19 protein-coding genes and 1 pseudogene are annotated in these 21017 nt (G+C 61.9%); 9 read left to right on the forward strand and 11 right to left on the reverse strand.

Annotation, left to right across the window (positions count from 1 at the left end):
* Positions 1-696: pseudogene (locus EOD15_RS08260) on the forward strand (MmgE/PrpD family protein); the annotation flags it as partial.
* A gap of 427 nt (positions 697-1123) precedes the next feature.
* Here the strand turns inward: EOD15_RS08260 and EOD15_RS08265 are convergent.
* From EOD15_RS08265 to EOD15_RS08300, 8 genes are all read right to left on the reverse strand, one after another.
* Positions 1124-1456 (reverse strand): hypothetical protein, encoded by a 333-nt coding sequence (locus EOD15_RS08265; RefSeq protein ID WP_127318289.1) that lies wholly within the window; start codon positions 1454-1456, stop codon positions 1124-1126.
* A gap of 79 nt (positions 1457-1535) precedes the next feature.
* Positions 1536-2651, reverse strand: a complete 1116-nt coding sequence (locus EOD15_RS08270; RefSeq protein WP_127318291.1) for a substrate-binding domain-containing protein — start codon at positions 2649-2651, stop codon at positions 1536-1538.
* A 74-nt stretch (positions 2652-2725) separates the two neighbouring features.
* Positions 2726-3661: an SMP-30/gluconolactonase/LRE family protein gene (locus EOD15_RS08275; RefSeq protein WP_127318293.1), complete on the reverse strand. Its 936-nt coding sequence runs from the start codon at positions 3659-3661 to the stop codon at positions 2726-2728.
* A 28-nt stretch (positions 3662-3689) separates the two neighbouring features.
* Positions 3690-4745 carry an ABC transporter permease gene (locus EOD15_RS08280; RefSeq protein ID WP_127318295.1) on the reverse strand — a complete coding sequence of 352 codons (1056 nt, stop codon included), beginning with the start codon at positions 4743-4745 and terminating at the stop codon, positions 3690-3692.
* A gap of 20 nt (positions 4746-4765) precedes the next feature.
* On the reverse strand, positions 4766-6262 hold the full coding sequence (locus EOD15_RS08285; protein WP_127380223.1) for a sugar ABC transporter ATP-binding protein: 1497 nt from the start codon (positions 6260-6262) through the stop codon (positions 4766-4768).
* Positions 6263-6341: 79 nt separating this feature from the next.
* On the reverse strand, positions 6342-7226 hold the full coding sequence (locus tag EOD15_RS08290; protein ID WP_127323217.1) for an NAD(P)-dependent oxidoreductase: 885 nt from the start codon (positions 7224-7226) through the stop codon (positions 6342-6344).
* Between the two features lies 1 nt (position 7227).
* A complete protein-coding gene (locus tag EOD15_RS08295) occupies positions 7228-7803 on the reverse strand; it encodes a gluconokinase (RefSeq protein WP_245463607.1) in 576 nt (191 codons plus the stop codon).
* On the reverse strand, positions 7772-8539 hold the full coding sequence (locus tag EOD15_RS08300) for an SDR family oxidoreductase (RefSeq protein ID WP_127323172.1): 768 nt from the start codon (positions 8537-8539) through the stop codon (positions 7772-7774). Before EOD15_RS08300 ends, EOD15_RS08295 begins: the two co-directional genes overlap by 32 nt.
* A 129-nt stretch (positions 8540-8668) precedes the next feature.
* Here EOD15_RS08300 and EOD15_RS08305 point away from each other — a divergent pair, with 129 nt between their 5' ends.
* Entirely contained in the window at positions 8669-9604 is a 936-nt protein-coding gene (locus EOD15_RS08305; protein ID WP_127380222.1) for a 2-hydroxyacid dehydrogenase, read from the forward strand.
* 14 nt (positions 9605-9618) lie between these two features.
* Positions 9619-10650: an L-idonate 5-dehydrogenase gene (locus tag EOD15_RS08310; RefSeq protein ID WP_127321853.1), complete on the forward strand. Its 1032-nt coding sequence runs from the start codon at positions 9619-9621 to the stop codon at positions 10648-10650.
* Positions 10651-10681: 31 nt separating this feature from the next.
* On the opposite strand, the gene EOD15_RS08315 is transcribed toward EOD15_RS08310, so the two are convergent.
* The 3 genes from EOD15_RS08315 to tssH all read right to left on the reverse strand — a co-directional run bounded on the left by EOD15_RS08315 (position 10682) and on the right by tssH (position 15559).
* Entirely contained in the window at positions 10682-11101 is a 420-nt protein-coding gene (locus tag EOD15_RS08315) for a heme-binding protein (RefSeq protein ID WP_127321852.1), read from the reverse strand.
* Between the two features lie 36 nt (positions 11102-11137).
* Positions 11138-12181, reverse strand: coding sequence for a LacI family DNA-binding transcriptional regulator (locus EOD15_RS08320; RefSeq protein WP_127321851.1), 1044 nt, complete (start codon positions 12179-12181; stop codon positions 11138-11140).
* 597 nt (positions 12182-12778) lie between these two features.
* A complete protein-coding gene (gene tssH, locus EOD15_RS08325) occupies positions 12779-15559 on the reverse strand; it encodes a type VI secretion system ATPase TssH (RefSeq protein WP_127408414.1) in 2781 nt (926 codons plus the stop codon).
* A 307-nt stretch (positions 15560-15866) separates the two neighbouring features.
* On the opposite strand from tssH, the gene tssA reads away from it, so the two are divergent.
* The 6 genes from tssA to EOD15_RS08355 form a co-directional block, all read left to right on the forward strand.
* Positions 15867-17039: a type VI secretion system protein TssA gene (gene tssA, locus EOD15_RS08330; RefSeq protein ID WP_127318081.1), complete on the forward strand. Its 1173-nt coding sequence runs from the start codon at positions 15867-15869 to the stop codon at positions 17037-17039.
* 6 nt (positions 17040-17045) lie between these two features.
* Positions 17046-17585, forward strand: a complete 540-nt coding sequence (gene tssB / locus EOD15_RS08335; protein WP_027035514.1) for a type VI secretion system contractile sheath small subunit — start codon at positions 17046-17048, stop codon at positions 17583-17585.
* A gap of 3 nt (positions 17586-17588) precedes the next feature.
* Positions 17589-19094: a type VI secretion system contractile sheath large subunit gene (gene tssC, locus EOD15_RS08340; protein ID WP_027035515.1), complete on the forward strand. Its 1506-nt coding sequence runs from the start codon at positions 17589-17591 to the stop codon at positions 19092-19094.
* 47 nt (positions 19095-19141) lie between these two features.
* Positions 19142-19603: a type VI secretion system tube protein TssD gene (tssD, locus tag EOD15_RS08345; protein ID WP_027035516.1), complete on the forward strand. Its 462-nt coding sequence runs from the start codon at positions 19142-19144 to the stop codon at positions 19601-19603.
* Entirely contained in the window at positions 19590-20345 is a 756-nt protein-coding gene (gene tssE / locus EOD15_RS08350) for a type VI secretion system baseplate subunit TssE (RefSeq protein ID WP_127318116.1), read from the forward strand. The genes tssD and tssE overlap by 14 nt, the downstream gene beginning before the upstream one ends.
* Before the next feature lies 1 nt (position 20346).
* A partial coding sequence (locus EOD15_RS08355) for a type VI secretion system baseplate subunit TssF (RefSeq protein ID WP_185928981.1) occupies positions 20347-21017 on the forward strand: 671 nt, incomplete at its 3' end.

The following is a 21017-nucleotide window of genomic DNA, read 5'->3' on the forward strand; positions in this document are numbered from 1 at the left end:
GGCTTCAAGGGCGCCGCGCGGGTCCTCGAAGGCCAGCAAGGAATGGCTGCCGGCATGTCCAGCGACGCCGATCCGGCCCGCCTGACGGACGGGCTCGGCAGCCGTTGGGCAACAGAGGAGACCTCCTTCAAATGGCACGCAGCCTGCCGGCACACTCATCCGGCCGCCGACGCGCTGCAGTCTCTCATGCGCCGCGGAGGGCTCGGTCCGGACGACATCACCGACGTGGTGACCCATGTCCATCAGGGAGCCATCGATGTCCTGGGCGCGGTGGTCACTCCGCAAACCGTCCACCAGGCGAAGTTCTCCATGGGCACGGTTTTGGGGCTGATCGCCGTTCACGGCGTCGCTGACCTCGATGCTTTCGAACACCATGCACTTGCCGACACCCGCGTCGCCCGTTTCCGCGCGAAGGTGCGGATGGAACTCGACGCCGAGATCGACACCCTTTATCCCAAGCAGTGGGTCGGCAAGGTGAGCGTCACGACGGTTGACGGCCGCAAATTCAATGCCCGCGTCGACGAGCCCAAGGGAGATCCCGGCAACACCCTTTCGAAACAGGAACTGGAAGCCAAGGCTGTACGCCTCGCCGAATTCCGAGGCGGCGCCACCGCTGACGAGATGCGTCGCTGCATAGCCCGTGTCTGGAGGCTCGGTCAGCCCGGGAGCACGGCGCACATATTTGCTGAGAGTTAGCCCGCTATCGCGCCGAAGGACTGCACCCGCCCGAAACGGATGGAACGAGCGCATTGCGGGCAGTTCGATTCCTTTCGCGCCGCCCCGTGTTGTAAGGCAGTTTGATCGGCAGTCCTCGGGAGCCCATCATAAATCAATGAATTCAACGAGATCGACGGAGATTCGCCAACCTGATTTGGCTAACCGCGGCAAATAAAACACGATAACTTATTGATAAACAACGATAATGGTGAGCCCAAAGGACGTGGCGAGAACGTTGATTTACTAACTTTTTCGTGTGCAAAAATCAGAGATCTTTCCGCATCGTTCCGAATGGTTCCGCGGCCAATGGGCGACGTCTTATCCGCAGGTTCAAATCATGGACACGCAACCGATACCGGCATTCGCCGATCACAGCAATTAAGAGCGTTGCCTATCAAGAACCCAATCAGACCGTTGCGTACTCATTTGCCTCGAAAACATGGTGATGCACACGGCCGGTGAACATCTTCAGTAATTCACCGGTGATGTCCCTACTTTGAAATCTTACGTCGGATTGGAGCGCCCGGTTGCAGGTGTCCATGTCGGGATAGCGAATGGCGAGCGCCATCGCGTAGCTGGGCGCACCTTCGTCGCGCGCCGTGCCGTCGAGAACGCGCACCTCCTCGGCTCCGGGAAACTGCGTCCAAAGCGGCACCAGCCGCTCCCTGACGAAGCGCCGGAACTCGCTCTCGCGTCCAACGTGAATCTCACCTTCGAAGAGGGCATAGCGGATGATCATGGCGATAGGTCCTTATGTTTTGCGTACGAGGGGCCGGCAGAGCGGGCGCGTCGCGTGATGCACCCGCTCTGGTGGAAGCCTACTTGCCCCAGATCTTCCTGTATGCGTCCTGGTAGCCATTGTCAGGGTCGAACGCGTTCTTCGGGCCGCCGTCGAACTCGACATTGTCGGCCGTCACCACGTGCAGCGGCGACAAATAGCCAGACCATTTTTCACCGGCGATGGCGCGGTTCAGCTCGTCGACCAGTTGCCAGCCCTGCAAGTTGAGCGGTTCGGCGACCGTCACCTTCTGGAACTGGCCAGCGCGAATGCGCTGATAGGCCGATTCCGACCCGTCGCCGGCGGCGACATTGATCGGCGCGTCGGTGCCGGCCTTGCCGGCCGCGGCCAATGACGGTCCCATGAAGTCGAAATAGAGGTCGTTGATCGCCAGCGAATGCGTCCAGGCATCGCCGTATTTCTGCAGCAGCGAGGTGGTGAGCTGCGGCATGCGTTGCGAGGTCTCGGCGATCGGCGTGTCGACATATTCGAGCACCTTGCCGCCCAGCCGCTCGATCTCGGCCTTCATCTTGTCGGCCTTGGCGATGGCGATCGCGTAGGTCGAGTCGGTGAAGATGACGACGCCGGGTTTGCCCTTGGCGTCGGCATAGGCCCAGTCGGCCGCTGCCGTGGAGACCTGCATGGCGTCGGTCGAGACGTTGGCGAAGACGCCGCTTTTTTCGTCAGGCCCGATTACCGGCCCGGCATGCCAGGAAACCAGCGGTATGCCGGCGGCCTTTGCCTGTTCCAGCGCCGGCGCCTGCTCGATGGCGTCGAAACCGTTGATGACGATGCCATTCGGCTTCAGCGCCATCGCCTGGCCGAAGGCGGCGGTGCGGCCACCGATCGAGCCAGCGCCGTCGATCACCTTGACCTCCCAACCGATCGCCTTTGCCGCTTCCTCGACGCCGGTGGTGACACCCAGAATGCCTCCGTTCTTGAGATCGCCGGCGAGCACGACGATGGTCTTGCCCGGCTGCGCCTTCGGACCGCTGGTCGGGCCGTCCCAGGCCGTGACCTTCTGGGCATATTTTTCGACGACCACCGTGGCGTCGGCCATTGCATCTGCCCGTGCTTGGCCGGCGAACAGGGCCGGGTTGGCGATTGTGATGGCCATCAAAGCGACGGATGATTTTAAAAATGTTCTGCGTTGCACGTTGGTACCTCCCTTGGTTTCAAAAATTGGCCTTCCGGAACTCGACTTCCGCAGGGTTTTGCATGGGCGCCAGGTCACTGGCTGATTTGCCCAGCCACCGGGGCCAAACCGGCTGGGTGCGCGTTGACATAGATGGAATAAAGCGACGTCTGGGCAGTGATGTAGAGGCGGTTGCGCTTCGGACCCCCGAAGCACAAATTGGAGACGATTTCGGGAACCAGGATACGCCCGATCAGCGTCCCATCCGGCGCGTAGACCCGAACCGCATCGGCGCTGGAGGCCCAGATGTTGCCGTCGCGATCGACGCGGAACCCGTCGAAGAAACCTGCCTCGCATCCGGCCAAGGTGCCACGCGGGCGTAGCGAGTAGCCGTCTTCGGCAACATCATAGGCCTTGATCGCACGCGGCAGGCCCTGGACATGGCTTGCGCCGGTATCCGATACGTAGAGGATGGTCTCGTCTGGCGAAAAGGCCAGCCCGTTCGGCTGCACCAGATCGGTGATGACGACACCCACCTCGCCGGCTGTTTCGTCGAACCGGTAGACATGGGACCCGCCGATCTCCGGTCGGGCAATCATGCCTTCATAGTGGCTGTCGATGCCGTAGACCGGGTCGGTGAACCAGATCGTCCCATCGGATTTGACCACCACATCGTTCGGTGAATTGAACCGCTTGCCGTCGATGACTTCGACAAGCGACTGCCATTGCCCATCATGCTCAAGCCGGGAGATCCGTCGACCGCGATGCTCGCAAGCGACGACGCGGCCCTCGCGATCGAGCGTGTGGCCGTTCTGGTTGTTGCAATGGGTTTCGAAGACACTGACTGAGCCATCGGTTTCGTCGTAACGCAGCAACCGGTCGTTCGGGATATCCGACCACAGCAGATGCCTTGCCGCCGGAACATAGACCGGTCCTTCCGCCCAGCGGCTTCCGGTCCATAACCGTTCGAGCTTGGCATGCCCGATCGTCAGCTTTCGGAACCGTTCGTCCAGAATTTCGTAGTCGCTCATTCCATTATTCCCGGATGGGTTCGGCTGGTCACTTCGAGGGCTGCGTTGCGGTCTTGGTCCTGGCCCTATGTGCCGCACCGCGCTTGCGTTGGGCGTAACCGGCAATGCCGATGGCGACGAGCAGCGTCACGCCGTTGAACAGCGGTTCGACGAAGAACGAGCCGCCGAACTGCTGGATGCCGGAAATGCCGACCGCCAAGATGACGACGCCGGTCATCGTGCCCCAGACATTGACACGCCCTGGCTTGATCGTGGTCGAGCCGAGAAAGGCGCCGACGAGCGCCGGCAGAAGATACTCCAGCCCGACGCTGGCTTGGCCGATGCGCAGCTTGGAAGCGAGCAGCACACCTGTCAGCGCCGTCAGGAAGCCCGAGGAGATGAAGGCGCCGATGACGAAGCGGCGCACCGGAATGCCGTTCAGCGCCGCAGCCTTCGGATTGGCGCCGATGGCATACACGTAGCGGCCGATCGGCAGATATTCGAGGATGATCCACAGTGCTGCGGCGATCGCCAGCACATAGAGTCCGGTGATGGGCAGCCCGAACACCATCGTGCCATTGAGAGCGTAAAAGCCGTTGGGCAGCACGCCGACCACTTGCCGGCCGCCGGTGTGCCAAAGCGCCAGCGCATAGAGCACGGTGCCGGTGCCCAGCGTGGCGATGAAAGAGTCGATGCGGGCAACTTCGACCAGCAGTCCGTTGAGGAAGCCGGTCGCAGCGCCGAGAAGCAACACGATGATCACCGCCAGCGGCCAGGGAACGCCGAACATGGTCTGCAGACTGATGGCGAGGATGTGCCACAGCACGATGCCGTAGCCGACAGTGAGGTCGATGCGGCCAGACGCCATCGGGATCATTGCCGCCAGCGACAACAGCGCGATGATTGCCTTGTCGGAGATGATCGAGCGCAAATTGAGCAGGGTCGGAAAGGTGTTTGGCAGCAGGAGCGAAAACAGAAGGATCAGCAGCGCGGTCAGGATCACCAGCCCGTAGACCGGCAGTAGGCGGATGATTTTCTGCCCCAACGACAAGCCTGCCATTTCGCCACGGGTCGGTTCGAGTGCGCTGGATTCGATTGATTGCATAAGGTTCGCTCCCAGAAAAATCAGGCGGCTTCGGAAGCCGATGCCGCGGTGATGACGGCGGATGTGGTGAGGTCGTCGCCAGTGAGTTCGCGCACGATCTGTCCACGCGAAAACACCAAGGCGCGATGGCAGATATGGGCGATCTCCTCGAAGTCGGTCGACACCACGACGACGGCGAGGCCGGCTTCAAGTGCGCGGCCGATCAGCCGGTAGATCTCGGCCTTGGCGCCGACGTCGACGCCGGCGGTGGGGTCTTCGGCGATCAGCAGCTTTCGGGCGGTGTGCAGCCAGCGACCGACGATCACTTTCTGCTGGTTGCCGCCGGACAGGGCTTCGATCGGCAGGCTCGGGTCGTTGGGGCGCAACCCGACGGAACTGCCGATCGCCTGTGCGAGCGCCGCTTCCTTGAAAGGCGACAGGAAGTGGAAAAGCCCACGCTTGCCGGCGCCGGGATTGAGGAAACTGTTCTCACGGATCGACAAGGAGCCAGCGATTGATTCCTCGGTCCGGTCGCGTGCGATAAGGCCGACGCCGGCCGACATCGCCGCGATCGGGCTCGACAGGTCGGGCACAACGCCATTGATCGTCACCGAGCCGGAAAAAACCTGACACCCGAACAGCGTGCGACCAACCAGTTCCTGCCCGGCGCCGCGCAGGCCGACTAGGCCGAGCAGTTCACCCTTGCGCACGTCGAAAGAGACAGGGCCGGCGCCGGCGCAGACCAGGTCACGGACCGTGCACACCGTTTCGCCGGCCTGCGTCTGAGCCTTGCTGAAAACCTGGTCCACCGGGCGACCAACGATCATCTCGACAAGTTCGTCCGGGCTGGTATCGGCGACCCTTTTCTGGCCGACCAGCTTGCCGTCGCGCAGCACGGCGACCCGGTCGGCGATGCGGAAGATCTCGTCAAGTCGATGCGAGACGTAGATCATGCCGACGCCGCGTTGCTTGAGCGGACGGATAGCGTCGAACAGCCGCTCGACCTCGTCAGCGGGAAGACTGGCTGTCGGCTCGTCGAGCACCAGCACATCGGCCTCGGTGGCCAGGGCGCGGGCGATGGCGACCAGCGACTTTTCGGTGCGCGTCAGATCCTGAACACGTGTCGTCGGATCGAAATCACAGCCGACCAGCTTGAGCGCCTCATGCGCCCTCGCCTCGGTCGATCGCCAGTCGATGATCCCCGAGCGGAGCGAAAAGCCTTGGGCCAACCCGACGTTTTCGCCAACTGTCATCCATTCGATAAGACCGAGATCCTGGTGAATGAAGGCGACGGACTGGCGTTGGTTCGGGAGCGGCGGGCGGCGATGATAGGGCTCACCGCGAAACAGGATTTGGCCGCCATCCGGCCGGTAAATGCCGGCGAGCGTCTTGATCAGTGTCGACTTGCCAGCACCGTTTTCACCAAGCAGCGCCAGGATCTCGCCCTTGTGCAGACCGAGCGACACGTCGGAGAGCGCGCGGGTGCCGCCGAATTCCTTGGTAATCGACTTGAACTCGATCAATTTTTCCTCAGACACAAGCGTTCCTCCCAAGATCGCAAAAATGATGTTATCGATAACATTTCTGAGCGTCAAGCGACAAATCAGGCCTCGTCGCTTAGCTGGTCTTGCCGTCGAGCAGACGCATCATCTCGGCCGAATCCTTCGGTCCGAGGCCTGCGGCGCAAAGCAGGCGGTGGATCTCGACCACCTGCCCGGTCATCGGCATCGGCGTCTTGGTCTTCAGCGCGAAGGCCTGGAGCGAATCCAGATCCTTCAGCATGTTGTCGATGCGCCCGGTAGGCGAGAAATCGCGCGTGGCGAATTTCGCCATGAACTCCTGCATGATGCTGGAATCGGCGCGCCCTCCTTTCAGCGCAGCTGGAATTGCCCTCGGATCGACGCCGCCGGCTTCGGCGAGCTTCACGGCTTCGGCGACGGCCTGGAACAGCACCGCACAGAAAAGCTGGTTGATCAGCTTAGTGGTCTGCCCTGCCCCGCTCGGCCCCATCAGCGTGTAGTTGGCGCAGAGATGCCGCATCACCGTACGCGCGTGTTCAAAGTCTGCCGCCTCGCCGCCCGCCATGACGGTCAGCCGGCCTGCCAGCGCGCCGGGAACCCCGCCCGAAAGCGGGCAGTCGAGCCATTTCATGCCGGTCTCGGCCACCAATTTCTTCGCCATTTGTTTGGTATCGGCGGGGTCGATCGACGACATGTCGATCAGCAGTTTTTCGGGCGACGCCGCCGCCGCGACACCGCTATCGCCAAACACCACGGCACGCACGATGTCGGTATGGTTGAGGCTGAGGATGACGAAGTCGCTGGCGCGCGTCGCCTCGGCAATCGACGCGGCGGCGACAGCGCCCTTCGCGACCAGGGCGGCGACCTTGGCCTTGTCCAGATCGAACACGGTGACCGCCAGCTTTGCCTTGATCAGGCGGGTGGCTATCGCCGACCCCATGATGCCGGCGCCGACAACGGTGATTTGTGCTGCTTCTGTCATGTCAACGTGCCTCTCTCTTTGTCCAGGCAGCGGGTGCGACACTGAGAGTGCCCAGCCCCTCCAAAGCCGCGTCGACTATGTTGTCGACCGGAGCGTTGATATCCACCGTGACCACCAGCTTCTCACCATCCGGATTCTCCAGCGCAGCGAATTGGCTATCGAGCAGCGCCGGCGGAAAGAAATGGCCGCTGCGCTCGGCGAGTCTGGCTTGCAGCAGCGCGCGCGACCCCTCCAAGAATATGAAAACCGCCGACCCGCCCACCGCATGGCGAAGCCGATCACGGTAGGATTCCTTCAGCGCTGAGCAGCTTACGACAAGCCCACGGCCCTCCTCGTTCGCCTGGCGCAAGGTTGCACCCACCAGATCCAGCCACGGCCAGCGATCGTCGTCGGCGAGCGGGATGCCGGCCGACATCTTGTCGACATTGCCGGGCGGATGCAGCGTGTCGCCTTCGATGAAGGCGAGGCCGAGCCGCTCCGCAATCTCGACTCCGATTCTGGTCTTGCCGCAGCCGCTGACACCCATCACGACGATGAGTGCGGGCTCAAAGACAGGTCGTGATGCCGCCGTCGACATAGAGCGTGTGTCCGTTGACAAAGGATGAGGCCGGTCCGGCCAGGAAGACCGCCGCGCCGATCAGTTCGCCGACATCGCCCCAGCGTCCGGCCGGCGTGCGGTTGGTCAGCCATGTCGAAAATTCGGGATTGTCGACCAGCGCCTGGTTGAGCGGCGTCTTGAAATAGCCCGGCGCGATGGAATTGATCTGCAGGCCATGCTTGGCCCAGTCGGCGCACATGCCGCGCGTTAGATTGCGCACCGCGCCCTTCGTGGCGGTATAGGGCGCGATGTTCGTGCGGGCCAACTCGCTTTGTACCGAGGCGATGTTGATGATCTTGCCGCACTTGCGCGCAATCATGTGCCGCGCCACCGCCTGCCCGACGAAAAACACGCTGGAGATGTTGGTGCGCAGCAGCTCGTCCCATTTGTCCGCAGGGAAGTCCTCGAGCGGCATACGAAACTGCATGCCGGCATTGTTGATCAAAATGTCGATGGCGCCGATCGTCGCCTCGATCTTGGCGACGCCTTTGACGACCGCAGCGTGATCGGTCACGTCGAAGACCGCCACGCGAGCCTTGTATCCCCGGGCCACCAGCGCATCGGCAGCGGCCGCGACTTTTTCAGCGTTGCGCCCGTTCAGCACGATTTCGGCGCCGTGCTGCGCCAGCCCCTCTGCCAGCGCCAAGCCAATCCCCTGACCCGAGCCGGTGACCAGCGCCCGCATGCCGGTCAAATCGAACAACGAATTGCTCATGCGCTCCTCCTGAGGACTGTCCCCTGAAGCGGATACGATTTCCACCGCGCCGCCGCCAGTGCCTATTGACATGAATGTTATCGATAACATAGTCAATGGGAAAAATGAACTTGCTGAGGAGACGACGCCATGACCGACATATTGATGACGGGTCCTTATCCGGATTGGGATATGGGAGACCTTGAGGCTAGATATCGCGTTCACAAGCTCTGGCAGGCGGAGGACAAGGACGCGCTGATCGCAAGCCACGCCGGCGCGATTCGTGGCATCGCAACGCGCGGCGAGCTTGGTGCAAGTGCGGTGCTGATGGCGAAACTGCCGAAGCTTGAAATCGTCTCCTGCTATGGCGTCGGCACCGACGCCATCGACCTGGCCTACGCTAGGGCGAACGGCATCCGCGTCACCAACACGCCTGACGTGCTGACCGAGGACGTGGCCGATATCGGCGTCGGGCTGCTGCTGGCAGTGGCGCGCAAGATTCCGCTGGCCGACACCTACGTCCGCGATGGCAGCTGGCGCAAGGCCAACATGCCGCTAGTGACGCGCGTTTGCGGGAAAAGACTGGGCATTGTCGGCATGGGCCGCGTCGGCGCTGCGGTGGCCAGGCGCGCCGCCGCCTTCGACTGCGCTGTCGCCTATTTTGACGTGCGCAAGCGCGATGAATTGCCCTACGCCTTCGTTAGCGATCTGGTCGAACTGGCACGACAGAGTGAATTCATGATCGTGACGCTCGCCGGCGGCGACAGCACGAAGCACATCATCAATGCGGATGTTCTGGCTGCACTCGGACCTGACGGCATCGTCATAAACATTTCGCGCGGCAGCACGGTCGACGAGACCGCGTTGCTCGCGGCCCTGGAATCCAGTGCCATCAAGGGCGCCGGGCTAGACGTGTTCTGGAACGAGCCAACGATCGACGAGCGCTTCCTGAAGCTTTCCAATGTCGTGCTGCAACCGCACCACGCCAGCGGCACGGTGGAGACCCGAAAGGCCATGGGTCAGCTCGTCCGCGACAATCTTGCCGCCCATTTCGGCGGACAGACTTTGCTGACACCGGTCGTCTGAGAGAGGATCCCATCATGAACTCGATCGTCATCCACGCGGCAAAAGACCTGCGGATCGAGGAGACCGACCCGGGCTCCCTTGGCGCCGGACAGGTCGAGATCGCGGTCGAAGCCGGTGGCATCTGCGGTTCGGACTTGCATTATTATAACCATGGCGGCTTCGGTGCGATCCGCCTTCGCGAGCCCATGATCCTTGGCCACGAGGTTGCCGGTACAGTCAAAGCCATAGGCGGTGGCGTTTCCGCTCTCGCTATCGGCGACCGCGTCGCCATCTCGCCTAGCCGGCCCTGCAATGCCTGCCGCTATTGCTTGCAAAGCATGCAGAACCAGTGCCTCAACATGCGCTTCTACGGCAGCGCCATGCCGATGCCGCATATACAAGGGGCGTTCCGCCAGCGCCTGATCGCAGAGGCGTGGCAATGTCACAAAGTCGCCGACCATGTCTCCATCAACGAAGCCGCTTTTGCGGAGCCCTTCGCGGTTACGCTACATGCCATGAACCGCGCCGGCTCGCTGCTCGGCAAACGCATTCTGGTCACCGGCTGCGGGCCGATCGGCGCGCTTTGCATCCTTGCCGCGCGAGCCCACGGCGCGCGCGAAATCGTCGCCACCGATGTCATGGAGGGCGTGCTGACAAAGGCTGAGGAGATCGGCGCCGATCGTACGATTAATGTCGCGACCAATGGCGAAAAGCTAGCCGCCTATAATGTCGACAAGGGTAGTTTCGATGTGATGTTCGAGGCCTCCGGCAACGAGCGCGCCGTGCGTGCTGGGCTCGATGTGCTCAAGCCGCGCGGCGTGCTCATGCAGCTCGGTCTCGGCGGCGATCTGTCGATCCCGCAGAACCTCATCGTCGCCAAGGAGATCGAGATGCGCGGTACTTTCCGTTTCCACGAAGAGTTCGCACTCGCCGTCGATCTGATCAACCAGCGCCGGGTGGATGTCAGACCGCTGCTGACCGGCATCTATCCCCTCGACGAGGCGGTTGCGGCCTTCGAGATCGCCGGTGACCGCAACAAATCCATGAAGGTCCAGATCGCGTTCTGAAGTTCTTTCGGTTGCGTCGGGGGCACATGCCTTAGACCACGTCGGCGCCGATCGCCGTGAGCGCGGCGCGTGCAACGTCGAAATCCTGCTCACCGGTTCCCGAACCGACACCGATGCCGCCCGCCAGGCGGCCACCGAAGCGGATCGGCAGGCCGCCAGGCAAATTGGTCACGGCGCCCTGTGAGGCTATCCCGGCGGAGAGTGCCGCTTCGAACACCATGTCGCCGGTGGCTGCGTTGATCGACGCCGCCGTGCGCGCCTTTGCCTGCGCCGTGCGCAGGCTCAGGAACCGTGCGCCGTCCATACGCAGGCTGGCGAGAGTCTCGCCGCTTGCATCGACTACCACAAGGCATTGCGGCACGCCCATCATGTCGGCGCGTGCGACTCCGGCAGCCACAGCTGCCAACGCACCGTTATGAGTGAGGCTGATGGTCTCTCGAAACATCACAATAGGAACTGCCTTTCACTTGGAATCTTCTGCAGGAGCTCAGGTGCTTTCGCGCTCGACGACGCGACAACCGGTCAGGATGATTTCCTGTTCGTGCTTCTTCTCGCCGCCGCGGATGATCTGGATAAGCCTGCGGGCAGCCTGTCGCCCGATGCCAAAGCAGTCCACGTTCACGGTGGTGATGCCGGGATGGCAGAAGGCGGCAACCTCATAGTCGCCAAAACCGGCAATGGCGATGTCCTGCGGGACCCGCAGTCCACGACGCTTGCATTCCATCAGCGCACCAAAGGCCGAGAGATCGGAAACGCAGAGCACGGCCTCGGTGTCCGGCCAGCGTTCCAGCATGCTGACAATCGCCTGGCCACCTTGTTCGATGGAGATCGGAGGCACGCCGAAGGAGACGAGCCGGCCGGTCGGCAGGCCGAGTTCCTCGATCGCTCGGACGAAGCCTTCGCGTCGTTGGCTGCCGCGCGTGTCGCGCGAGGTCGTGCCACCGATGTAACCGAATTTTCGGTAGCCTTTCCTGGCCAGCGTCTTGACGAGAAGCCCCATCGCCTCTTCGTTGGAGAATCCGACAACCTGGTCGATGGGTTTCGCCGGCAACTCCCAGGTTTCGACTACCGGGATGCCGGCGCCTTTCAGTAGCCGGCGGGCGCGCTCCGTATGGGCACCGCCGGTCAGAATGATGCCTTCCGGCCGTCGACGGAGCATCGCTTCGATCAGCTTTTCCTCCTTCTCGACCGTGTAGTCGGTGTAGCCGAGCAGAAGCTGGAGCCCCGTGCTCTCCAGTTCATCCGTGATGCCGCGCGCCGTGTCAGCGAAGTTGGAATTGTTGAGCGACGGAACCATCGCAGCAACAAATCCTGTCTTGCGCGAGGAAAGGCTGCCAGCAGATTGGTCGAGCACGTAGCCGAGGTCGTTGACCGCGACCATGATCTTCTCCCGAGTGGCCTTGGACACTCGGCTGCCTTCCTTCAAGGCGCGTGACACCGTCATGGTCGACACACCTGCCCGCAGCGCCACGTCGACCATCGTCGGCGTGTGGCTTTCGCCAGGCCTTGATGCGGCTGCCTTGGCCATCATGCCGCTCCACCGGCCGGCTGCGGTCTGCCCAGGGAAAACCCTGGACGCTCGGGCACACGATCTCTGCGGCGTCCGGCATCGCTCATGAACCACCCATTGGAATCAACTTCACGTAAGACATGTTATCGATACCAAATTAACAAGACAACAGCCACATACGAGGCCCAATTGTGTCGTGGTCATGAGCACTCGGTTTGGGCCGCGGTCCTTTTGATCTACTATCAGGTCTTCCGCGCCGTCTTGGTGCCTGGGTGGATCCCGTAAAAGACCCTGAGAGTTCGAGTCCAAACGCAAAAACAAAACGAAGTAAAAACTTAAAAGGGAATTATGGTGGGCCCGGAGGACGTCTTAAAGTTGTTGATTTCATTATCTTTTTCGTGGGCCAAAATCAGAAAGCTTCCCGTATCGTTCCGCATGCTCCCGTGACGCCAAATAGTAAACTTTAGCTAGCCTCGGCGAACGTTGGGTGCCATGCTCTAGAATGACCGAATAGGGCCGATAGCGTCATACGAATTCACCGCCACCGGCCGCTCCCAGGCTAGTCGGCTCAGCTTGCCTATGCACGAAGAAGCCGAAGCAAACCGTCATCAACTTTCCTTACTCGAAGGAATAGGTGAAGCCCTCCTTGGAGGCGCCGACGGTTACCCTTGTCATCCTTTCGCCCTCGAGCGAGCGGTTCAGCACGCCGCGGCTCAATTCCGGCAGCAGCGTGTTTGTCAGGATGGCATCGATCATCCGCCCGCCGGATTCGATCTCGGTGCAGCGGGCCTTGACCAGGTCCATGACGCCATCGCCGATCACCAATTCTGCGTCGTTGGTCGCACGCAGCCGGCGAGCGATCTTGGCAAACTGGTGACGGGTGATCGCTTCGATCATCGAATCCGAGAGCGGATAGTAAGGAATGGTCACCACCCGGCCAAGAAAGGCCGCAGGGAAGACCTTCAGCAACGGGCTGCGCAGCGCGGTGTCCAGATCGTCGAGCCCTGCCCGCAGCGTGCCATTCCTGGTCCGATCCATGATGACTTCGGAGCCGACATTCGAGGTGAGCAGGATCAGCGTGTTCTTGAAATCGATGCGCCGGCCCTCGCTGTCGTCCATCATCCCCTTGTCGAAGACCTGGAAGAAGATTTCGTGCACGTCAGGATGCGCCTTCTCGACCTCGTCGAGCAGGATCACCGAATAGGGTTTGCGGCGGACCGCCTCGGTCAGGATGCCGCCCTTGCCGTAGCCGACATATCCGGGCGGCGCCCCCTTCAAGGTAGAGACCGTGTGCGCCTCCTGGAACTCGGACATGTTGATCGAGATCAGGTTCTGCTCGCCGCCGTAGAGCGTCTCGGCCAAGGCCAATGCGGTTTCGGTCTTGCCAACGCCCGAGGGGCCGCAGAGCAGGAACACGCCCACCGGCTTCTCCGGCGCGCCGAGCCCGGCGCGGCTGGTCTGCACACGCTTGGCAATCATCTCCATGGCGTGATCCTGGCCGACCACGCGTTCGGACAGAGTGCTGGCCAGCCGCAGCGCTTTTTCGGTCTGGCTCGACAGCATCCGCCCCGTCGGGATGCCGGTCCAGTCCTGAACGACCGCCGCCACGGCGTTGCGGTCGACCGACGGCAGGATCAGCGGCGTCTCGCCTTGCGCCTCGGCCAGTTCGACCATCAGTTCGCGCAACCGGGTGAGATCGGCGGCCGGATCGGGTGGAGGGGCATTGGCAGCCGCCGGTGCCTCCACATTGATTTTGGCCGTTTTGGTCTTGGGCGTTTCGACCTTGGGCAGCGGAGTCTCAACCGAGTCCGTGCCTGCTGTTTCGCTATTGGTCTCCGGTGTCTCCACCGCATCGAGCGGCACACCTTCGCCGCGCAGCCTGGCGCGCAGTTCGAGTATTTCGGCAACGAGTGCCTTTTCCCCGTCCCAACGCTCCTGTGCGGCGGCGAGCATGACTTCGGTTTCGGCTAACCCGGTGTCGACCCGTGCCTGCCGGTCGCTCACCTCGATGCCGATCGCGGCCTCGCGACCGATGATGCCGCGCTCGACCTCCAGCGCCTGGCGTCGGCGCATGATGTCCTCGACCTCCGCCGGCGTGGCGTGCTGCGATATGGCGACACGGGCGCAAGCGGTGTCGAGAAGGCTCACCGCCTTGTCAGGCAGTTGCCGCGCCGGGATATAGCGATGCGAGAGACCAACCGCCGCCTCGATCGCCTCATCCAATATCTGCACCTTGTGGTGCTGTTCAAGAACGCCGGCGATACCGCGCAACATGAGAACGGCCACCGCCTCGGACGGCTCGTCGATCTTGACTACCTGGAAACGGCGGGGCAGCGCCGGATCCTTCTCGATGTGCTGCTTGTACTCGGCCCAGGTCGTTGCCGCGATCGTGCGCAGTTCGCCGCGCGCCAGCGCCGGCTTCAGCAGATTGGCCGCGTCGCCTGTTCCAGCCGCGCCGCCAGCGCCAATCAAGGTGTGAGCCTCATCGATGAACAGGATGACCGGCGTTTCGGAAGACTGCACCTCATCGATGACTGCCTTCAGCCGCTTTTCGAACTCCCCCTTTACGCTTGCACCCGCCTGCATCAATCCGACATCGAGCATGCGCACACTGACCCCTCGCAGTGTCGGCGGCACGTCGTCCGCAGCGATACGCAAGGCAAAGCCCTCGACGACCGCGGTCTTGCCGACCCCGGCCTCACCGGTCAGGATCGGGTTGTTTTGCCGGCGTCGCATCAGGATATCGACGATCTGCCTGATCTCTGGATCGCGGCCGACAACCGGATCTATCTTGCCGTCGCGGGCGCGCTGGGTCAGGTCGGTGGCGTATTTCGCCAGCGCCGAATCCCCACCCGGAGGCCGCCGCGGCGCCTCTGCGGTGGAGACCGTGGTCGAGGCGCCGGCTTCGAGCGAGCCCTCCACGACCTCGGCAAACCGTGCGATGACCGCGGCGGCGTCGATCTTGTCAAACTCGCCGCTGATCTTCGACAGCAGGCCTTCCAGGACCGGCGTCTTCAGGCAGGCAAGGAGAATGTGGGCGCTGCGGACTTCCTCGACGCTGAACTCCAGCGTGGCCAGGTTCCAGGCTTCCTGAATGGCATGGAAGATATGGTCCGAAAATTCCTCGATCGACGTTGCGCCGTAAGGCAGCTTGTCGACGGCGCGGGTCATATCGGCGGTGAGCCGGCTCGCATCAAGGCCCGCATCGGCGATTATCATTTGCACATCCGAACGGTCGGAAAGTACCAGTTGCTCGATGAAGTGGACGAGCTCGACGTAAGGATTGCCGCGCAGTTTGGCGGTGTCGGCCGCAGCCTTGAAGGCGCGCACACCGACAGGATTGAGCTTGCCGACCAGTTCCTTGCGTTTGAAGGTCTGCGATGACCGGCGCTGTTCCATCGAACGTGCTCCTGCAATCTGCCAGTCGATAACCTGCCACATAAGCCGTCACTTGACAAAGCGTGATGAACAGCGCCCCTTCCGCTTGTGGAGAGTGCCGCACCATCAGATGCAAACAACCACGCAATTGTCCGCCTCGGTGTAATTTCACATAAGGGTCAGCAATCTGGCCAAGGGTTCCAGCACCCAAGACGCGGCTTGGTCAGCTTTCGTTAATTTTTTGAGCAGTGCTTGAATTGTGGTAAAGTGCAACCGTGTGATACCGTAGGGTCACGTACGGTTTGAGGGCCGATCGCTGGGGGTTGGTGTGATTGATGTCGCACTCTGGCTTGCTCCGCTCGACGGTGAAAATCCGTCAGGGGAGGATTTGCGCAACGACCCGGCTTTTCATGAGCTGGAGCGCCTGACGGAACCCGAGATCAAGGTCGTCCACGACGGCCAGAACAAACCCGCCTCGCAAAGCACCATTCCGGTCGACTGGCCCGCGGTGCTCGCCAAGGCGGAGGAATTGCGTGCGCATGGCCGGGACCTGCGCCTGCTCGTCGTCGTCACGCGCGCGCTGGCCAATGAAGAAGGACTGGCCGGGCTCGCGCAGGGGCTGGCCCTTATTGCGCAGACCTTCGACCAGCATTGGGAAACAATGCATCCGGCACTGCGGCCCAACGCTTTGCCACGCGATGCCGCCTTGCGCCGTATCAACGCGCTGCTCGACCTCCAGAATGGTCAGGAGGGGTTGTTGGCGAACCTGCGGCAAATGACGTTCTTTGCGCCACGTGCGATCGGCCCGATCCAGGGCAAGGATCTGGAAAGGTGTGCGCTCGACGACCGTGTCATGCTCCAGGAAGCCGCCTCGGGATTGAACGCGGCAGAAAAGGCCGCACTGGTCAGTGCGCACGGACAATTGTTGAACCGGGTGCGTGCTGGATGTGCGGCACAGATGGATCAAGCCAACGCAGAAATGGTCTTGCTCGTCGCCAACGCCCGGGCAGCGATCGCAGCCCTTGATGCGGTCGAGACCGCTCTCAACGCCCGTCTCGAGGGCGGCGGCGCTCCTGTTCCGGAATTGAAGCGGTTTCTGCAGCGTCTGCTGACGACCCTCGAACGGAATTCGGCAGCCGGCGCCTTGGCGAATGGCGCGGCCGAGCCGCCCACGCCGGCAGAACCGGCAACGCCTGCTCGAAACGGTCACGGAGCCGATACTATGGCAAGGGCGGCAAGCTACGCGGACTCGAGCACGGGGCTTCCCGACCGGATTTCCTCGCGCGACGACGTGGTGAAATGCCTCGACCTCGTCGTCGCCTTTTATGACCGCACTGAACCGTCGAGCCCGATTCCGCACCTAGCGCGGCGCGTGCGCCGGATGGTGCACATGGATTTCGTTGAACTGATGGAAGATCTCGCGCCTTCGGGGCTGAAGGAATTCCGGCTCCTTGCCGGCGTTCCCGATGTCAAGAAGACGGCTCAGAAGGATGAAAGGTAACAGCACATGCCAGCCGAAAGCAAAGCGAAGGTCATCGAACGAAATCGCGCACCGCGGGTGCAGATCGCCTACGACGTGGAAACCTACGGTAGCCCGACGACGATCGAATTGCCGTTTGTCATGGGCGTGATGGCCGACCTTTCCGGTGCTTCGCAGACCAAGGAAGCGTCAAAGTCGGTGCTAGACCGTTCCTTTGTCGAGACCGACGCGAACCGCTTCCCCAAATTCATGGAGGCGCTCGGACCACGAGTGAAAGCCCGCGTGAAGAATACGCTGCCTCAGGCTGAGGGCGCCGAGCGGGACGAGGAACTGGCGCTCGATCTTACATTTTCCAGAATGGGCGATTTCGCCCCGGACAAGATTGCCGAGCAAGTTCCGCAACTGGCCGAGATCCTCAAGATGCGGCGCCAACTCGAGGAGCTGCTTGGCTTCATGGATGGCCGCGTCGACGCCGAAAAACGCATCGCGCAACTTCTGAACAACGAACCACTTCTTGGCAAGATCGCCAGCCAGGCGCTGGCCGACGACGACAAGGTTGGGGAGTAAATCATGGCCGAACAGCAAAAGACCGCCGCCGTCGCCGCCGAGGCGGAAGCCATAGATCTTGGAGAATTCAGCGGGCTCCTCGAGAAGGATTTCAAGGTCAAGAAGGACGACAGCGAGAAACTGCAGCAACTCGTGCGCAATCTCGCACTCGCGGCGCAGTCCCGTTCCGATACCACCACCATCTCCTCCAATGCGATCAAGTCGATCAAGTCGCTGATTGCGGGCATCGACAAGATGCTGACGACACAGGTCAACGAGATCCTGCACGCGCCCGAAGTGCGTGAGATGGAAGGCACATGGCGCGGCCTCTGGTATCTCATCAACAACACCGAGACGGATCAGAAGCTGAAGATCCGGGTGATGAACATCTCCAAGGAGCAACTGGCCGACACGCTCGAAGACTACGAAGGCCAGATGTGGGATCAGAGCCCGATCTTCAAGAAAGTCTATACGGACGAGTATTCGATGCTTGGCGGCGAGCCGATCGGCTGTGTGATTGGCGCCTACGAATTCTCGAACCACCCGCGCGACGTCGGTTTGTTGCGTAACATCTCCGGCATCTGTGCTTCAGCACACACGCCGTTTATCGCAGCCGCCTCGCCGCGCCTGTTCCGCATGGACAGCTGGCAGGAATTGCCGAACCCGCAAGATCTCCAGCAGATCGTCTCCAACCCGGCCTATGCCTCGTGGCAGTCGCTGCGCGAGAGCGAGGACGCTCGCTATATCGGCCTGACCATGCCGCGTGTTCTGGCGCGGCTGCCATACGGCACGGATACCGTTCCGGTAAAGGGCTTCACCTTCGAGGAAGAGGTGCAGGGCGATCACAACAAATATGTCTGGATGAACGCCGCCTTCCCTATGGGCGTGAACATAAACCGCAGCCACAAGCTCTATGGCTGGGGCACGCAGATCCGCGGCGTCGAGAATGGCGGCACGGTGCTCAACCTGCCGGTGCACAGCTTCCCGACCGATGACGGGTCGATCGCGATGAAATGTCCGACCGAAGTCGCCATCGACGACCGGCGCGAAGCGGAACTGGCCAAGCTAGGCCTGATGCCGATCCTGCATCGAAAGAACACCGATCTCGCGGCCTTCATCGGCGCACACTCACTGCAGGACGACGAGACGCGGGCGGGGCGGCTGGTCGACCCCGACGCGCAGTCCAATGAGCGGCTGAGTGCCAACCTGCCCTATCTCTTCCCGGTCTCGCGCTTTGCGCATTACCTCAAGGCCATTGCGCGCGACAAGGTCGGCTCGTTCAAAGAGCGCTCCGACATGCAGATCTGGCTGACCGAATGGATCAACCGATATGTGCTGGCCAACCCGGCCTTCGCCGACGACAAGGCGCGCGCCAAGCGCCCGCTTGCCGCGGCCGAGGTTCAGGTTGACAGCGTTGAGGGGCGGCCGGGCTATTACAACGCCCGCTTCTATTTGCGTCCGCATTACCAGCTCGAGGGCATCAATGCCTCGCTCCGACTGGTCTCGGAACTACCGTCCGTGAAGACTTGAATTGCAGCAACACCATCTTGGTTTTTTGAAAGCGGTGGAGAAAGACAATGCCCACAGGTACGAAGATTGATGGCTTTCTAAAAGTTCCGGATATCAAAGGCCCAAGCGTTCGTGATGGCCACGAGGACGAAATCGAAATCCATGGGGTCGATTACAAGATAGTCGCGCCATACGATCCGAATTCGCTCTCGCGCCGCGGCCGTGTCTCCTTGGGAATGATCAAGTTCACCAAGCACTACGACAAGTCCTCGCCCTATCTGAAGAAGGCACTGTTCGAGAACAAGGCGCTGGACGAAGTGGTGTTCTCGGCTCGCCGGACCATCGATGGCGAGACGAATGATTACCTGGTCGTCACCCTCACCGACGCCTCGATCATGGAATACGACCTGTCGCAGGCGGAGGATGAGGAAGACCTGATCGAGGAAGAGGTCAGCTTCGCCTACAAGAAGATCAAGTTCGTCTATGACGGCAATGACGAAATCGAAATGGATGTCTATGTCGGCAAGTGAGGGCCGGCGGCCCGACGCGGACAAGCTGCAGGTTACCGCTGGCTCGCGAGCAAAACGCGAAGCGGTCCAGCCCTCTCTCTGGGACCGCCTCGTAAACGACCTGCCGGGCATGACCTCCGAGATAGACGGGCTGCGCCAGGCCTTGCAGGACGAACTCGGCGCGGACCGGCTGGAGGGTCTGGTTGCGGGCAACGCGCGGCTCATCGATGCCGATGCGGAGCTGACGGCCGATCAGAAGCGGCGCCTGCACCGCCTGGCCTTTCAGATCCAGCATCGCGTGGAGATGGAAAGCCGCGGCGTGGTCGTGTCGGCCCGCGTGCTCCGGGAGGCCGTGCGGCGCGATATCGAGGCCATGTTCAACACCGAGCGTTTCGAGGCTGTTCCGCTTCTTTCCGATCTCGAAAGCGAGCAGGCAGCGGACAACCCGCCGTCGCTCGCTGATTTCCCGGAGGTGCGCCGAAGCGTGATCAACTACGGCGTGCCCTCCTTTTCGGGCCGTTCCTCCCGCGATTTTGATCGCGAGGCGCTCGCCCGCGAGATCCGCTCGGTGCTTGCTACCTTCGAGCCACGCCTCAAGGAAAGTACGACGAAGGTCACGGTGACGCTTGGCGACAAGAGCGTGGGTTTGAAGATCGAGATTGACGCGGTGCTGATCATGACGCCGACGCCGGAACGCATGCGCCTGCGCACCACGATCAATCTCGACAACGGCTTGGCGCGGACCGAATTTAGGGAGGCCTGAGATGGATCGGGTCTTCGTAGAATATTACGAGGAGGAACTGACCCATATCCGTGCGCTGGCGGCGGAATTTGCCGACCTGCATCCGGCGGTGGCGCGCAATCTCTCGCTCGACACGGTGCCGTGTCCGGATCCGTATGTCGAGCGGTTGCTTGACGGCGTCGCTTTTCTCGCGGCGCGCACCCGGCTGAAAGTCGATGCCGAGCGCTCGCGGTTTTCACGCAGCGTGCTGGATGTCCTCTATCCCGATCTGGTCACGCCGGCGCCGGCAACGGCTATGGTGGTGCTGAAACCCGGCCAGCAGGTCCAGACGATGGTTGCCGGCCATGTCGTCAAGCGCAACACCCGGCTGGTCTCCGGCCTGCAGCCCGGCCTTTCGACGCGCTGCACCTTCACCACCGCCCAGGACGTCACGCTGTGGCCGATAGCGGTGACTTCGGTAAGCTATTTTCAAGATCGCAGCGCGCTGGCGGCGGCCGGCATAGGGCCGATCGGCGGTGTGGCCGGCGAGGCGGCGCTCCGCATCGTGCTGGCCCGAACCGGAAAAGGCAGGCTCGACGAATTGTCGCTCGACAAGCTTGATCTCTATTTTTCCGGGCGCACCAAGGCACCGTTAATTTTCGACGCGATTTTCGGCGCTTGTTCGGCCGTTGGCGCACGCGCGGAAGGCAAGAC

It is taken from the genome of Mesorhizobium sp. M7A.T.Ca.US.000.02.2.1 (assembly GCF_003996995.1).
GTDB lineage: Bacteria > Pseudomonadota > Alphaproteobacteria > Rhizobiales > Rhizobiaceae > Mesorhizobium.

Excerpts from the sequence above, each read along its gene's own strand:
- EOD15_RS08265 (WP_127318289.1), bottom strand. The coding sequence starts at position 1,456 with ATGATCATCCGCTATGCCCTCTTCGAAGGTGAGATTCACGTTGGACGC.
- EOD15_RS08275 (WP_127318293.1), bottom strand. The coding sequence starts at position 3,661 with ATGAGCGACTACGAAATTCTGGACGAACGGTTCCGAAAGCTGACGATC.
- EOD15_RS08280 (WP_127318295.1), bottom strand. The coding sequence starts at position 4,745 with ATGCAATCAATCGAATCCAGCGCACTCGAACCGACCCGTGGCGAAATG.
- EOD15_RS08290 (WP_127323217.1), bottom strand. The coding sequence starts at position 7,226 with ATGACAGAAGCAGCACAAATCACCGTTGTCGGCGCCGGCATCATGGGG.
- EOD15_RS08295 (WP_245463607.1), bottom strand. The coding sequence starts at position 7,803 with ATGTCGACGGCGGCATCACGACCTGTCTTTGAGCCCGCACTCATCGTC.
- EOD15_RS08300 (WP_127323172.1), bottom strand. The coding sequence starts at position 8,539 with ATGAGCAATTCGTTGTTCGATTTGACCGGCATGCGGGCGCTGGTCACC.
- EOD15_RS08305 (WP_127380222.1), top strand. The coding sequence starts at position 8,669 with ATGACCGACATATTGATGACGGGTCCTTATCCGGATTGGGATATGGGA.
- EOD15_RS08310 (WP_127321853.1), top strand. The coding sequence starts at position 9,619 with ATGAACTCGATCGTCATCCACGCGGCAAAAGACCTGCGGATCGAGGAG.
- EOD15_RS08320 (WP_127321851.1), bottom strand. The coding sequence starts at position 12,181 with ATGATGGCCAAGGCAGCCGCATCAAGGCCTGGCGAAAGCCACACGCCG.
- tssH (WP_127408414.1), bottom strand. The coding sequence starts at position 15,559 with ATGGAACAGCGCCGGTCATCGCAGACCTTCAAACGCAAGGAACTGGTC.
- tssB (WP_027035514.1), top strand. The coding sequence starts at position 17,046 with ATGCCAGCCGAAAGCAAAGCGAAGGTCATCGAACGAAATCGCGCACCG.
- tssC (WP_027035515.1), top strand. The coding sequence starts at position 17,589 with ATGGCCGAACAGCAAAAGACCGCCGCCGTCGCCGCCGAGGCGGAAGCC.
- tssD (WP_027035516.1), top strand. The coding sequence starts at position 19,142 with ATGCCCACAGGTACGAAGATTGATGGCTTTCTAAAAGTTCCGGATATC.
- tssE (WP_127318116.1), top strand. The coding sequence starts at position 19,590 with ATGTCGGCAAGTGAGGGCCGGCGGCCCGACGCGGACAAGCTGCAGGTT.